Source organism: Agarivorans sp. DSG3-1, from assembly GCF_046774965.1.
Taxonomy (GTDB): Bacteria; Pseudomonadota; Gammaproteobacteria; order Enterobacterales; family Celerinatantimonadaceae; genus Agarivorans.
In genome coordinates this window covers 3,965,513-3,980,061 of sequence record NZ_CP177241.1, presented here as the reverse complement: position 1 = coordinate 3,980,061, position 14,549 = coordinate 3,965,513, and the positions used below count along the sequence as shown (strand labels likewise).

General features: G+C 43.5%; 11 protein-coding genes and 1 pseudogene. 8 read left to right on the top strand and 4 right to left on the bottom strand.

All coding sequences use genetic code 11. From position 1 onward, the window contains the following. Positions 1–26: 26 nt before the first annotated feature. From pspA to ACLD71_RS18415, 7 genes are all read left to right on the top strand, one after another. Positions 27–692 (top strand): phage shock protein PspA, encoded by a 666-nt coding sequence (gene pspA, locus ACLD71_RS18445; protein WP_411991598.1) that lies wholly within the window; start codon positions 27–29, stop codon positions 690–692. An 8-nt stretch (positions 693–700) separates the two neighbouring features. Next, the gene (gene pspB, locus ACLD71_RS18440) at positions 701–925 is read left to right on the top strand and encodes an envelope stress response membrane protein PspB (protein ID WP_137675229.1); all 225 of its coding nucleotides are present in this window, start codon (positions 701–703) and stop codon (positions 923–925) included. Next, positions 925–1,299 carry an envelope stress response membrane protein PspC gene (gene pspC / locus ACLD71_RS18435; RefSeq protein ID WP_137675230.1) on the top strand — a complete coding sequence of 125 codons (375 nt, stop codon included), beginning with the start codon at positions 925–927 and terminating at the stop codon, positions 1,297–1,299. Before pspB ends, pspC begins: the two co-directional genes overlap by 1 nt. A 250-nt stretch (positions 1,300–1,549) precedes the next feature. Continuing rightward, positions 1,550–3,022, top strand: coding sequence for a TyrR/PhhR family helix-turn-helix DNA-binding protein (locus ACLD71_RS18430; protein ID WP_137675231.1), 1,473 nt, complete (start codon positions 1,550–1,552; stop codon positions 3,020–3,022). Between the two features lie 110 nt (positions 3,023–3,132). Continuing rightward, complete coding sequence (gene leuB / locus ACLD71_RS18425) at positions 3,133–4,239, top strand: 3-isopropylmalate dehydrogenase (RefSeq protein ID WP_411991597.1); 1,107 nt, start codon at positions 3,133–3,135, stop codon at positions 4,237–4,239. 67 nt (positions 4,240–4,306) lie between these two features. Next, positions 4,307–5,485: a cystathionine beta-lyase gene (locus ACLD71_RS18420; RefSeq protein WP_201798783.1), complete on the top strand. Its 1,179-nt coding sequence runs from the start codon at positions 4,307–4,309 to the stop codon at positions 5,483–5,485. A gap of 159 nt (positions 5,486–5,644) precedes the next feature. Continuing rightward, the gene (locus tag ACLD71_RS18415) at positions 5,645–6,724 is read left to right on the top strand and encodes a DM13 domain-containing protein (protein ID WP_411991596.1); all 1,080 of its coding nucleotides are present in this window, start codon (positions 5,645–5,647) and stop codon (positions 6,722–6,724) included. 57 nt (positions 6,725–6,781) lie between these two features. Here ACLD71_RS18415 and ACLD71_RS18410 read toward each other — a convergent pair whose 3' ends face one another. Then, positions 6,782–9,559: an EAL domain-containing protein gene (locus ACLD71_RS18410; protein WP_411991595.1), complete on the bottom strand. Its 2,778-nt coding sequence runs from the start codon at positions 9,557–9,559 to the stop codon at positions 6,782–6,784. Between the two features lie 313 nt (positions 9,560–9,872). Between ACLD71_RS18410 and ACLD71_RS18405 the strand changes: the two are divergent. After that, positions 9,873–10,810 (top strand): annotated as a pseudogene (locus ACLD71_RS18405) (DUF808 domain-containing protein). A 1-nt stretch (position 10,811) separates the two neighbouring features. Here the strand turns inward: ACLD71_RS18405 and ACLD71_RS18400 are convergent. The 3 genes from ACLD71_RS18400 to pdsR all read right to left on the bottom strand — a co-directional run bounded on the left by ACLD71_RS18400 (position 10,812) and on the right by pdsR (position 14,518). Further along, positions 10,812–11,564 carry a substrate-binding periplasmic protein gene (locus ACLD71_RS18400; protein WP_411991594.1) on the bottom strand — a complete coding sequence of 251 codons (753 nt, stop codon included), beginning with the start codon at positions 11,562–11,564 and terminating at the stop codon, positions 10,812–10,814. A gap of 96 nt (positions 11,565–11,660) precedes the next feature. Beyond that, positions 11,661–13,826 (bottom strand): proteobacterial dedicated sortase system histidine kinase, encoded by a 2,166-nt coding sequence (gene pdsS, locus ACLD71_RS18395; RefSeq protein ID WP_137675423.1) that lies wholly within the window; start codon positions 13,824–13,826, stop codon positions 11,661–11,663. Further along, positions 13,826–14,518: a proteobacterial dedicated sortase system response regulator gene (gene pdsR / locus ACLD71_RS18390; protein WP_137675424.1), complete on the bottom strand. Its 693-nt coding sequence runs from the start codon at positions 14,516–14,518 to the stop codon at positions 13,826–13,828. The genes pdsS and pdsR overlap by 1 nt, the downstream gene beginning before the upstream one ends. Positions 14,519–14,549 lie beyond the last annotated feature (31 nt).

Genomic DNA, 14,549 nt, shown 5'->3' with positions numbered 1-14,549 from the left:
AACTTTTAGTCGTAAGGGGAAATACCATGGGAATGTTCACTCGTTTAGCTGACATCATTAACGCCAACATCAGTGCCATGTTAGACAAGGCGGAAGACCCACAAAAAATGTTGCGCTTAATCATTCAAGAAATGGAAGATACTTTAGTTGAGGTGCGCGCCAGCACGGCCAAAGTACTTGCCGATAAAAAGCAGCTGATTCGCAAAATCCAAATCTTAGAGCAGCAAGCTGATGATTGGCAGGGGAAAGCTGAGTTAGCACTTAGTCGTGAGCGTGAAGATTTAGCGCGTTTAGCCTTAGTAGAGAAAAAGCACGTTCAGGAGTCTATTAAGATCCAGCAACACGAGCTCAGCTTAGTAGACGATAGCTTGCTACAGTTACAACAAGAGATAGAACAGCTTGAGTTAAAACTTACCGAATCTCGAAATCGTCAAGCTGGTTTACTCGCAAGACAAACCACGGCTAAAAACCGTCATGCAGTAAGACAGCAACTTGATAACGAACGTGCTTTAAAAACCCGTGAAAAATTTGAGCAATTTCAAGCTAAGATTGATCAACTAGAAGCAAAAGCAGAAGTATTGGGTAACGATGGTAATAACCCAGACTTAAATAAACAATTTGCCGAGTTGAGCGCCGATGCTGAAATCGCAGAAGAACTGAGTAAATTAAAAGCTAAGTTAGAGCAACAATAGGAGAGCATATGCTTACTGTATTGGTAACCCCGTTAATATTGTTTATGGCGATTGTGGCTCCTTTGTGGCTGATTCTGCACTACAAAAGCAAGCGACAAGTTGAACACGGCATTAGTGAGCAAGAGCGAGAGCAATTAAACGCCATCGCTACACGCGCCAAAGATATGTCTGCTCGGATTCGGGCTTTAGAAAGCATTTTGGATGAAAGTGTACCGCATTGGAGGGATCGCTAATGTTTGATAAACCTTTATATCGCGATCCTCGTAAAGGAAAGATAGCGGGGGTATGTGCCGGATTAGCGCATAGCCTTGGCGCAGAAACGTGGTTAATTCGCATTATTGCGGTTACCGTTGCCATTACTAACTTAGGTTTGTTTCTGATTATCTATGGTGCCGCTTGGCTGTTTATGGACAAGCGACCTAGTAACCAAGAAAGTGACGAATCAGTGACAATTAAATCAAAAGTGTGGCAACGAGGGGAAACGCCAAGCCAAGCTATAAATGAACTTGAGCATCAATTTGATGGCTTTGAGCAACGTTTACGCAAAGTTGAGAAGGTGGTTACCGCGCGTGATTTTGAACTTCATAGTCAGTTCAAAAACTTATAAGTTAAACGTGAAATAAATTTGTTCAGTTCAAAATAACTCAAGTGAATGTTAAATGACGCTTGGGTTATGTTGGCTTTTTTGGTTAGACTAAAGAAGCTTCGATAGATTTCGAGCTGTAATAAGTTGCTCAATAGGAGAGTTTTTTGCGTTTAGTATGGATTGTAGGAGAGGGCGGTATGTGGTGCAGCTGTGAGTTTTTGCAGGCACTCCAGTTACTGTCTCGGTCGCTAAAACTAAAAGCAGGCGCGTTATGCGCATAGAGCTAAACTGTGAGCAAAACACCCAAGTTTTTAGCGCAGTATTGGCTGTACTGGTTAAACATGGCTTGGCCCTGCAAGCGATGCAAAGTGTAGACAGTGGGCATTTATTCCTCCACCTTACTGAACTTGAACTTCCCCTTACTCAACAATTACTTAGTGAGTTTCGCTACTTAAATGGTGTGTCTGATGCGCGAATTGTATCGGCCTTACCTTCAGAAGTAGAGCATAAAGAAGTACAAATTCTGCTCGATAACGTGCCGTATCCGGTAGTGCTTATCGACAAACTTGGTCAAATTCGTCAATTCAATCAAGCCTTTGAGCAATCTTGTGGAGATACCCAACAGCCTTTATCTAATAGCGACATTAGTAAGTTTTTGCGAGGCTTTAGTGTGCAGCGCTGGTTTGGCAGTGGCTCAGGCAAGCGCGAATTAGTAGAGATCCAGCTTAGCGGTCGGGTTTATATGGCCGACATTATCCCTCTCTCAGAAACCGCATTATTCTCACATCTGCCTGGCGCTATTATGCTGTTTAAGTCAGCGCACTGGTTAGAAGCTAGTTTTGATTTATCGCAAATTGAATTAGGTATTAGCGAAGGCCGCTTAGTGGCCAGCAGTGACGAAACCAATAATGTTCTCAATAGTTTAAAACGTTTAGTTGACCACCCTATGCCCACCTTATTGTTTGGTGAAGCAGGCGTTGGTAAGCGCTTTTTAGCGCGCTTACTTAATGAGCTTTCTATGGGCAGTGACGAACGTTTTTATTCTGTTAGTTGCCATAGCCAAGAATACAGTCTCTCTGAACAGTTGGCTGAAATTGCCGCCGAGCAACCTAATACAGTTCTGCTCACCAATATTGAACGTTTGAAAAGTAATGAAATAGAAGATGCAGTTAGTTCGCTCACTGCGCCGCAGCTCGGTATCAAACACTTGTTGTTTTCAAGCCGTTATAGTCCAGAGCAATTAGCCGCGTTGTGGGGGGGCGATTATTATTATTCGATCATCAAAAATAGTATTAGTGTGCCTCCATTACGACAACGTAAAGAAGACATTGTGCCCTTGGCGCAGTCTTGGTTAGACTTCCAATCAGCTAAGCATCAAGAAGTGTCTCCTCCATTAGGGCGCGAGGTAAAGCGTTACTTGAGTTCCTTGAGTTGGCCGGGCAATATTCCGCAGCTATACCAAGTATTACAAGACTCTTTAGAAGTAGGCAGCTTAAAGCGCTGGCAAGTGAGTGATATTAAGTATCATCATGAAAAAGTGGTGGATAACGTCAGTATAGAGAGCTTGTTGCAGCAAGACTACCACTCAGCAATGGGCGAGTTTGAGCACCTTTTACTGAGTTATCATTATCCACAACACCCAAGCTCACGACTACTGGCCAAAAAACTGGGTCTTTCGCATACCGCAATTGCCAATAAACTTCGTGAACATAATATTCGTAACAAAACTGATTTAGATAACTAGTTTCGCCAGATTCGCAGTTGAAAAGCTCGATCTGTGGTTTACCCTTGCGCTGGTTTTGCTATGATGCGGCAATCAAAAAAATAAACTAATGCAATGGAGACGCAAACACAATGAAGAACTATAAGATCGCCTTATTGGCCGGCGACGGCATCGGTCCTGAAGTAATGAAGCAAGCGGTCAAAGTACTTAAAGCGGTTGAAGCGCGTAACCCAGAAGTAGCATTTGAACTTAACGAAGCCTTATTTGGTGCGGTTGCCTACTTTGAAACGGGTAAATCTTTCCCTGCTGAAACCATCAAAATTTGTGATGAAGCTGATGCCATTCTTAAAGGCACTATTGGCTTAAATCATGAAGATTCAAAGAAAATCCCGGTAGATGAACAACCTGAACGTGGCGCTTTACTGCCGCTTCGTCGTCGTTACAATACCTACGCAAACTTCCGCCCTGTTTACCTTCCAAAAGAACTCGCTCACTTTTCACCTCTTAAACAAGAAGTGATTGGCGAAGGCATCGACATCATGATCATTCGTGAGTTAGTGGGTGGTTTGTACTTTGGCGAGAAAGAAATGGGTAAAGACGAAAATGGTCAGCGTTACGTGCGTGAAGTGCTTGAGTATGATGAAGGCCAAATTCGCGACATTCTAAAAGTAGGTTTTGAAACTGCGCAACGCCGTAAAAAAGTAATGCACAATATCCATAAAAGTAACGTATTGAAATCAAGCGTACTATGGAACGAAATTTTAGAAGAAGTTGCCGTAGATTATCCAGATGTAGAAGTTAAGCACATCTTGGTAGATGCAGCAGCCACCTACCTATGTTTAAACCCAGGTATGTTTGACGTAATGGTGATGGAAAACATGTTTGGTGACATTTTAAGTGACCAAGGCGGCGGTATTTTAGGTTCGTTAGGCCTTATGCCTTCAGCGTGTATGGGTCCTGATAAGTCTTACTACGAGCCATCTCATGGCAGTGCTCCAGACATTGCGGGCAAAAACATTGCTAACCCTTACTCAATGATTGGCTCAGTAGCATTAATGCTAGAAATGAGCTTTGGCATGGAGCAAGAAGCTAAAAATCTTTGGCATGCAATGAAGTCGGTATTTGCCAATGGTTACGGCACGCCAGACTTGGCAAAAGGCGAAGATGCTAAACTTATCGACACTGACGCCTTTGGCGATATGGTAGTTGATGAGCTAAATAAAGCCCCTCGCGTTTAATTGCCAATACCCTTAATAACCAGCCTACGGGCTGGTTTTTTGTTGCTGCTACTCGGATGTCTTTATGATGAAAAAATCAACCAAAATTGTCAGTGCTGGACGCGATAAAAAATGGACTCAAGGCCTTGTAAATCCGCCGGTTTCTCGCGGTTCTACGGTTGTGTTCAACAGCGTTAAAGAGATGAAACAAGCAACCGCTAAACGTCACGATAAAACCCTGTTTTATGGGCGTAGAGGCACTCAAACTCATTTTGCTTTTCAAGAAGCAATGGTAGAGATTGAAGGTGGAGAAGGTTGTGCGCTTTACCCTTGTGGAACGGCTGCGATAAGTGGTGCATTGTTGTCGTTTTTACAACACGGCGACCACCTGCTGATGGTGGATACTGCTTATGAACCTACACGAGATTTATGCGAGAAGTTGCTAACTCGCTACGGTATTGAAACCACCTATTACGATCCCTTGATTGGTGCTGGTATTAGTGCACTTATTCAAGCCAATACCAAAGTCATCTTTCTAGAATCCCCTGGTTCTCTCACTATGGAGGTGCAAGACTCACCTGCAATAGTGGCAGCAGCACGCGCCGCAGAGCAAAATATTGTGGTGATGCTTGATAATACGTGGGCATCACCACTTAACTTTAGTCCTTTTGATTTTGATATTGATATCTCTATTCAAGCGGCTACTAAATACATAGTGGGCCATTCTGATGTAATGCTAGGTACAGCCGTTGCTAATAAGCGCTGTTGGGACCAACTTAGAGAGAACTCTTATTTATTAGGGCAGTGCACCTCGCCTGATGATGTTTATTTGGCCATGCGCGGCATGCGCACCTTAGGTGTTCGTTTAGCTCAGCATGAGAAAAATGCTTTAGAAGTAGCCAATTGGCTGGCTACCCGTGAGGATGTTGATCATGTTCGCCATCCGGCATTAGCAAGCTGCCCGGGGAACGAGTTTTTCAAGCGTGATTTTCAGGGTGCTTGTGGTTTGTTTTCTTTTGTTATGAAAGGAGGCAATCAAGCAGCCTTAACGGCATTACTTGATGGAATGGAACACTTTAAGATGGGCTATTCTTGGGGTGGATATGAAAGCTTAATAATGGGAGTTAATGGCGTTGATAAGCTTCGCACTGCCACTCAGTGGCATGCGAGTGGCACCTTAATCCGTGTTCATATTGGTCTAGAAGACACCGCTGATCTTATCGCCGATTTAGAGGCTGGCTTAGCGAGATTTAATGCTCAGCTGTAAATCGAATGATTGTGATAAAAAGCCACCCTCCTAGGGTGGCTTTTTTATTTGTAGTTATCACAATTTGATAACATTTGCGTTCTGAGCTTGTTGCTTGCAGAAGCCTTTGTTAGCGTTTAATAACAACGTTAAAACAAAAAGCTGAGCAAAGGACTGCCGATGTTTAATCCATTTTTACCTAAACTTCATTCGCTAACGGTGATATCTATAAGCCTAATACTGGTCGCCTGCGGTGGCGGGGGTGGAAGTGACGCTCCAGCTCAGTCTTTAACTGGTCAGCAGTTGTTTACTCAAGCTGACGCTGGTGGCAATCAGTTTTCTTGTAGTACTTGTCATGCCATTGCTGAAGATAGCCAAGGTTTGGATGACCAGCAATTGCATCGTCCGGCTCACTCATTACGTAATGTAGTAAATCGTAATGCCTTCTATAACGGCAGCTTTAGTGAGTTAATTGATGCTGTAAACAACTGTAGGGTAGATTGGATGGATGCCAATACCTATAGCGATACCAGCGAGCAGTGGGGGGCATTACAGCAATACTTGCAAAGCTTTAGTGATGGTTCGGTTGCTGATGAAGTCAGTTTTAATCAAGTGGCGGCAATTAGTGATTTTAGCGGCGCTGACTCAAACAATGGCGAGCAATTGTTTAATCAAACCTGTGCTACTTGTCATGGCGATAATGCAAGCGGTAGTCACTTAGCCAATAGTTTACATGGCTCTAGTTTAAGCGCGGCGCAAGTGGCCACTAAAGTACGTAATTCGGGGCCATCGAGTAGCGCCTACTTTACTAATTTGGTCGAAGGGAATATGCCATTTTGGAGTGAGCAGAGGCTGGGTAACGCTGATCTAGCCGATATCGCGAGTTATGTTGAAAGTATTAATCTTAGCCAAACCTACAATTGTAATGCTGCCGACCACCCAAAAGTTGGCCAAGTAGCAATTTTAGATACTAAAGCACATGGCGTAAGTGGCCGAGTAGAAATTGTTGATAATTGTACATTAGAGGTTACTGCGTTTAATTATGATGGTGGTGGCCCTGACGTACTGTTTTATGGCGCACCAACCAGCAACTACAATGTAGGCGGTTTTAACATTGGTAGTACTATTAATGGACCAATTTATAATAACGATAGGCTGAGCTTAAATTTGGCCAGCGCCAATCAACTGGATGATCTTGGAGGGATTAGTGTGTGGTGCCGAGACTTTAGTGTGAGTTTTGGTGATGGGCTGTTTAATTAGCCGTTTTTGAACTAGATTGAACCTAGAGAAGAAACTACAGCGAGCCAATGGCTCGCTTTAGTTTATTGGATTGCAAGGTTGCGGTTTTCCTATGCCATATCCCTGCACATAATCCACCCCAATCTCTGCTAATACATTTTGAATTTCTTGGTTTTCAACAAACTCAGCCACGGTTTTCATATTCATCATGTGAGCAATAGCGTTAATTGATTCTACAATGGCTCGATCGGTGGCTTCGCTAACAATGTTAATGATTAAGCTACCGTCAATTTTCAAATAATCCACCGGTAAGCTTTTTAAATAACCAAAGGACGAAGCACCACTGCCAAAGTCATCTAAGGCAAAGCGGATCCCTAAAGCCTTCATTTCTCGCATAAATTCTAAGGCTCTAGTGAGTTGAGAAATGGCGGCGGTTTCGGTAATTTCAAAGCAAATGTTTTTGGGGTTTATGGAAGAGTGTTTAACCAATTCAACGACTTTATTTACAAACTCATCGTTGCTTAAACTAATTCCAGATAAATTGATCGACACTACTGTATTGCCATCAGGGAAATACTGGTGGTAGCGCTTAAACACTGTTTCAAGCACCCATTGGTCGATAATGGTGATTACACTGTGTTTTTCTGCCGCAGGTATAAACAAGTTAGGTGGAATGATGTTGCCGTGTTCATCACGGTAACGAATTAGCATTTCGTAGTGTTTTGAATCGGAGTTTTTATCAAGTGGGGCAATCACTTGCTTCACTAAATAAAACTGGTTTTGCTCTATAGCCTGAGCTACGTTTGCGATGTAGCCCATTTGTTTGGCTTCATCGAACAAATCATCATTATCCAAATCTGCAATATATACCCGGCCACGACCTTCTTCCTTGGCTCTGTAACAAGATAAATCAGCTTTGCTGAGCAACTCGGTTTCATTTAACGCGCCAGTAATCGGTACCATGCCAATGCTAACACCCACGTTGAATAAGCGTTTATTCCAATGGAAGCGATACGCGTTTACCTGAGCAATAAAGCGCTCACATAAGGCTTGCGCTTCTGCTTGGCTTTTACTGACTAAAATAATGCCAAATTCGTCGCCACCCAAGCGCCCTATAAGATCTTGTTTGTTTATGCATTGGCTAATTACCGTTGCTACTTCGGCCAACATAGCATCACCAATTAAATGCCCTGCAGTATCGTTTACCAATTTAAAGCGGTCTAAATCTAGGAAACATAAGTAACAATTTTGGCTTTCTTCTTGATGACGCTGGGCATAAGCCTTGAGTTGTTCATTAAAGCTGGCGCGGTTAATTAAACCGGTGAGGGAATCATAAGTTGCTTGATAGGCGAGCTTTTGACTCAATAGGTGCTCAGCGGTAATTTCTTTGATGATCCCGCGATAACCAATATAGTTATTGCTGCTATCGAAGATCGGCTTACCATTAAGCAGAAATATCTTTATATCTTTACTGGGTAACTTAACTTTAAAGGTTAGGTTATTTAAAGGTTGGGTATAGGCGACTGCGTTTTCATATTCAAGCCAAGGAAAGCTTAATTCGGGCTTGGAACGGCAAATTTCAGATAAGGTTTTACCAATTAGCTGTGTTGCATCTGCTGCATAAAGTGGTCGAGTATCACCAGACAGGTAACTAAAGCGTTGTTCTGTATCGGTTTCCCAAAAAATGTTTGCTCCAGCTTTCGCCAAATCACGATAACGGGATTCATTTTCTGCTAGTAGTTGTCGAGTAATGCTGCCTCTGCGAATGATTTCCATCAATAAAATAATAATCAGTAAAGACACTACAAAAGCCGAGACCACCAGCCTCACCATTAATTTGTATTTTTGGTAAAAGGTTTCTTCCTTATTGATGATCTTTGCGTCTTTAGGTAGAGATTTTTCGGAGTAATTATATTCTTGTAGTTTTTCCCAATTGAATATCCACTGGCTTTGGGCGAGGGTAATCGGCTCTATGTCATCAACCGACTCACCGGCTAAAATGCGCTTAGCTAATTCGGCTGCGCGCATAGCATGTTGTCGACCGTCTAGTTCATCTGCGCCTACCGCTCCGTGTGACAGCGTTGTAATAGCAAGAGTATAAATAGGGTTGTTAGTCCAGGTTGCTAATTGTTGGGTGCCTTCGTTCCAGCTTAATAATGCGTTGTTTCGTGCTGGGCTAGTTAGTTGGCCTAGCAGTAATACTGGAATGTTGCTGTTGATATTGGCAAACACATCAACAATTTCATCCTCGGCTAAGGTTTCGATAATGTGAATTTTACTGGGTGCACCTGGTTTTCCTATCACCGTTTTTGCTTTGGCTAGATTAGCTAAACCGGTTGAGCTAGGATCTATTACCAGCACCAATTCATTTTGGCCAGTTTGTTGTTTAATACTAATAATAGTGTTAGCAATGTCTCGATTTTCAAATATCCCTGTCATATTAGGTGCGTTCAGTACTTGTTCTGTTACGCGGTTTATACCCAAATATACAATTGGTACTGTGCTAAAAAATTGTTTTCTATTATTTCTAATAAGGTTGAAGGCAGGGTCATCAGAAATCACGATAACATCTAAAGGGGTATTGGCGTATTTAGTCTCTAGGTAGCTTAAAAAGCTTAGCCTGAAATCACTGTTGGGATAACGTTTGGCATCCATGTATTCATGAAACAAGCGGGTATTACCATCATCTTTGAATGAGGTGTCTAGGCCCTGTTTTAAGTAACCGGTCCAAAAGTGTTCGTTGTGATAGGAATGAACCACTAATACATTATTGTTTGCTTGCGCATTCGCACTAAACATATTGAGGCTTAGCAAGCCAAAGAATAGACACTTCCAATATAGAGAAATCGCTCGCAAAATGGCTCCCTTCCTAACAATGAATTTTGAGAACTAGCTGCTGGCTGTACTCTCAAAAAAACAGGTAATTACTGCCTTCCTTGTTGTATTGATGCTAGCACTATGAGCTCAAAAATCGAACTCCGATGACGATATTTAGCCACTCAAAGCTCTCTCAATCCTTAAAGCGTGAACTTGATACAACACTCAACAAAAGCTTAGCTGGTAGGACCCAAGTAATTAATCTAATTGATTAAATTATCTTTAATTAGCACTAGTCGCTCTACAATGCTTTGGTTAGGATAGTTCTTTTTTACCGATTCCAAGGATTAGGATGGCAGGTTTAAGTTTAATCGCATTGCTTGATGACATTGCAGCAGTGTTAGATGACGTTGCGCTAATGACTAAAGTTGCGGCAAAGAAAACCGCAGGAGTGTTGGGTGACGATTTAGCGCTTAACGCCCAACAGGTGTCGGGGGTTAAAGCTGACCGCGAATTACCGGTGGTGTGGGCGGTCGCTAAAGGGTCTTTTGCTAATAAATTAATCTTGGTGCCAAGTGCTTTAGCCTTAAGCGTTTTTCTGCCAGTGGCAATTAGTATATTGTTGATTATAGGCGGTTTATTTTTATGCTTTGAAGGCTTTGAAAAAGTCTTTCATGCGTTATTTCCTCATACTCATAATGAACAACAAAACAAACTCCAGCGCTTACAAGCCAACTCCGATGACACTGTGGATTTAGTGGCTTTTGAAAAGGATAAAATTAAAGGTGCCATTCGTACCGATTTTATTTTATCTGCCGAGATTATCGTTATTGCGTTAGGGACAGTGAACGAGGCCGCGCTGTTAACCCAGATACGGGTATTGCCTTTGCGATGACCATTGGGGTTTATGGTTTAGTGGCGGGCATAGTAAAGCTAGATGACGCTGGCTTATACTTGCTTGAGCATGCTAAGAAAAATAACGGCGGCCAACTGCAACAAACATTGGGTAAAGGCTTGCTAGGTTTTGCGCCTATTCTCATGAAGTTTTTAGTCGTAGTGGGTACCGCCGCAATGTTTTTAGTGGGGGGCGGTATTTTAAGCCATGGCATTCCCATGTTTGTTGATTGGACTCATCATGTTCAACACTGGGCTGGCAATTTAGGCGCATTGTCTCCACTTATGGGGGCGTTTGCTCCCATTGCTTACAATGCCTTGTTAGGCATTGTTGCTGGCGGTGTGGTTATGTCGGTTATTACTCTTATCAAAAGTGTGTCGACTAAAGCCAACTAGCTCAATGGTTGAGTTTTTGTTGCTGGTAGCGCGTGAGTATTTGCTTAAACGCGCTACCTTGCTTTACCTCCTCTAAGGCGCGTTGAAACTGCCCAATAACAGCGTCGTCGACAGCATTATTAAAGGCGTAGCAAAGTTCTTGCTCTTGAAGTACCCAGCTTACTTCGTAGTGTTTTAATGAGTAATTGTTTTGTTTGGCCGCGTGCCTAATGGTTTGCTCTGAGCCAGCGATAAAATCAACCCGCTTAGCTAACAACAACTTAATTAAATGGCGATAGCTGTCGCTAAACATTAGGTTTTCGTCTTCAATGCCATTGTTTAGCAAAATTTGTTCTCCTACGTCTGCGCGTAATACGCCAATTTTCAAGTGGTTGAGTTGTTTGAGTGAGGAGAGCTTTGGATGACGCTTGTTATTGCCCATGAGAACTATATTCACGTTATCGATAGCACATACCCATTTAAAGTAAGGGTCACGTTTTGGTGTATGTACCGTAGCAAACAACACTGTATTGGGTTTTTGCCCGAGTAAGTAATAGGCTCTATCCCAAGGCATTATTTTCACGCTGTGCTCAGGTTCACCCAATTGTTGCCAAATGAGCTTGAGTAGCTCAACCGAAAACCCACTCGCTTGGCCGTTGTTACTTCGGTAATTGATGGGGTAGGCATCTTCGCTGAGGTAGCTGAGCTTGGGTAACTCTGCGTAACTTTGCCCGCATACCCAATATAGAGAAAGTACTAAAAGGAAACGCCGCATGTCTAAACTCAACTAATATGGATTAGCTTAAGTATAGAAAGGGAGCGGCGTTGCTCACGACAATTGTGCTAAATGTGCGCTACCTTGTGTTTAGGCCTATTGCTCTAAAGGCAGGCGAACACAAAACTCCACACCACTATTGTCGGTAAAATTGCGAGCGCTAATGTGGCCGCCATGAAACTCTGCAATTAAACGCGCAATATACAAACCTAAACCTAAGTGGGGCTTTTGCTGGGCTTGTTGGCTGCGAATTGACACCATTGATTCAAAGATTTGCTCTACCATATTATCCGGCAGAGTCGGACCGTGGTTGCTAATCAGTAGTACCGCATCTTTGTTATCCTGTTGGAAGCTCACCTTGATGGGTTTGTCTGGCAGGCTGAACTCCATTGCATTGGCGACGAGCTTATCCATAAGCTGGGCAATGTATTCTGGCACACCAACAATGTTTAATGTGTTGGGCGTAATATCGCAATCAAAAGCCTGTTCAGGATAAGTATATTGGTAGCCCTGCATGCAGCCGGCCACAACTTTAGATAGCGGAAAACGACTGGTTTCTGCTTGCGATAAACTTTGCTCAAGACGAGTGGCCTCACTCATGTTGTTGAGGATCATGTTTAAGCGATTCACCCCTTCTTGGGCTCTATCTACGTATTTTTGAGTATCTTGATCCAGTGTTTGTAAACTCAAGTGTTCTAGCGAAGAGCGCACTACTGCAACTGGGGTGCGAAGTTCATGAGATAAGCGCGAAGACATGTTTTCTAGGTAATGTGTGTATTGGCTTAAACGGCTAACAATATTGGCGAAGCTGCGTGATAGGTCGCCAATTTCATCGCGGTCTTTAGAACCGGGCAACGTGGCAGTTACTCGCCCTTGGCTATCAATGGCTTTTTCTGCTTGGTCGCGTAGCTTTCTAATTCGGCTAGAAATGCTGGAGGCAAACAAAAAGAGTGACAGCGTGCCAACCCCCATAACCAGCAAAATAATATTGAATAAGCGCTCTAGTGCGCGGTTACGCAAAGTGCGAATACCGTTAGTAGTCTCTTCCGCTACCACCACGCCCATCACTTTATCGTCAATCCATATCGGGCTGGCAGCAGCTAACACCACGGCACGCCCGTCGGGTGTTAAGCGCCATGTTGAACCAGGTTTGCCGGTAAGCGCTTGCTGAATATGGCTGCCTTTTAGCTCAGTAGAATCTTGCAGGGAATCGACAAAATCTTGTGGTGGTTTAGTCAGAATTTTATAATACAGTGGGTGTAAATACTCGGTGGTAAAGCGGCTCCACCAATCATCGTTGTTATCGCGGCTCAGGCTGCGTGCCCAAATACTTTGGGTACTGCGAATATCACCTGATTTAGCCAATACTCGGCCGTGTTTATCTACTACCCAAATGCGTGAGCTGTTGTGGCTCATCCCTTTGATGATGCTTTCTATCTCAGGTGAGGGAACTAGTACAGTACCCAATTGATCAACCGTATCAATGGCCGACGTACCCACAATAGACACTAACTCTCGCTTCGGTGTGCGGTTTACATCGTAAATCGAAAAGCCCAGTTTACTGCCCACCATACTCAGTGGAATTCGCAGTTCAATGTTGTAGCCTTTATTGGTTTTTAACCATTGACCTTGAATTTTCACCTCAGGCTTTACTGGGGTGTTTAAGCTGGGATCTAGGGGCAATTCAAAAGCATTTATCCAGCCATCTTCTGTTGTTGCCACAACATAGCGCCTAAACTCGCCATCGGGTGCAAGCGTCGCGATGGCAAGGTGGTCATTGTTGTCTACGCGCAGTGTATTTTTGCCGCGGTAAACTACATCTTGATCGGTCACTTCAAAGTAGGCATATAAATAGCGCCCAAATTTACCCACCATATGCGTAAATTCGCTTTGCAAGGGGGCATCGGGATCGGCTTGATAAATCACATGCTCGTCGCCATAGCGCAACATGCGATGTTGGTACTCGTGCCAGTCGTTTAGTTTGCCATCGAGTTGAATTGGACCAGAAAGCGGGTAGGCGTATAAATCACGGCCTTTTTGTACTTGGCTTAAAAAGCTGGCTTGGCTATTAAACAACGTTGGGCGTTCGTGCAGGGCGGTAGCTAAGGCTTGCGTGGTACCTTCTAAGGTTTTTTCTTGGCCTAAGCGCAGGTATTTTTCCATTTCCCACACGTATTGATAACCCAACCAAGGCAAGCACAATAAAAATAGTGAAAGAATGGTGACTTTGGCGCGTAGGCCAATTGGCAGTACTGGTAGCATTAGGCCACGCTATCCCATCGATAACCCATGCCATATACCGTATCAATGCATTCAAAATTTGGGTCTATAGCTAAAAACTTTTTACGGATACGTTTTACGTGAGAGGTAATTGTGCTGTCGTCGACAAAGATTTTCGCCTCGGTCATTAGTTCTTGTCGGCTTCGAACATGGCCGGGACGTTTAGCCAGTGCATGTACCATCCAAAACTCGGTCACGGTTAACTCTATAGTTTGTTGGTTCCACAGCACTTGCATGCGGTTGCCATCAATAGCCAAAGGACCTCGCTCCAGTAAGTTGTCTTCTAAAGGGGCTGCGCCAAGTAATTCTGAGCGACGAAACAATGCGGCAATGCGAGCCACTAAATGCGGAAAGCTTATATCTTTTGTTAAGTAATCGTCGGCGCCTAATCTAAGGCCACAAACGGTATCGAAATCGCTGTCGCGTGCGGTTAGAAAAATAATCGGCAGGGTACTCGACATAGCGCGCAGTGATTGGCACAACGAAAACCCGCCATCTATCTCATCTTCTAAACCTATATCAATGATGGCCAAGTCGGGCAGGCGAGTATTAAAAGCGGAGAGTGCGCTAGGGCGATTAGCATAGGCCTGTACGCTATACCCTTGTTGCTGTAATACATCTTTGTAGTTTTCGCGGATGGCCGCTTCGTCTTCTACGATGGCAATTCGTTTCATGGTTTTACTTACGTTCTAAGCTACTGACTTG

Excerpts from the sequence above, each read along its gene's own strand:
- pspA (WP_411991598.1), top strand. The coding sequence starts at position 27 with ATGGGAATGTTCACTCGTTTAGCTGACATCATTAACGCCAACATCAGT.
- pspB (WP_137675229.1), top strand. The coding sequence starts at position 701 with ATGCTTACTGTATTGGTAACCCCGTTAATATTGTTTATGGCGATTGTG.
- pspC (WP_137675230.1), top strand. The coding sequence starts at position 925 with ATGTTTGATAAACCTTTATATCGCGATCCTCGTAAAGGAAAGATAGCG.
- ACLD71_RS18430 (WP_137675231.1), top strand. The coding sequence starts at position 1,550 with ATGCGCATAGAGCTAAACTGTGAGCAAAACACCCAAGTTTTTAGCGCA.
- leuB (WP_411991597.1), top strand. The coding sequence starts at position 3,133 with ATGAAGAACTATAAGATCGCCTTATTGGCCGGCGACGGCATCGGTCCT.
- ACLD71_RS18420 (WP_201798783.1), top strand. The coding sequence starts at position 4,307 with ATGAAAAAATCAACCAAAATTGTCAGTGCTGGACGCGATAAAAAATGG.
- ACLD71_RS18415 (WP_411991596.1), top strand. The coding sequence starts at position 5,645 with ATGTTTAATCCATTTTTACCTAAACTTCATTCGCTAACGGTGATATCT.
- ACLD71_RS18400 (WP_411991594.1), bottom strand. The coding sequence starts at position 11,564 with ATGCGGCGTTTCCTTTTAGTACTTTCTCTATATTGGGTATGCGGGCAA.
- pdsS (WP_137675423.1), bottom strand. The coding sequence starts at position 13,826 with ATGCTACCAGTACTGCCAATTGGCCTACGCGCCAAAGTCACCATTCTT.
- pdsR (WP_137675424.1), bottom strand. The coding sequence starts at position 14,518 with ATGAAACGAATTGCCATCGTAGAAGACGAAGCGGCCATCCGCGAAAAC.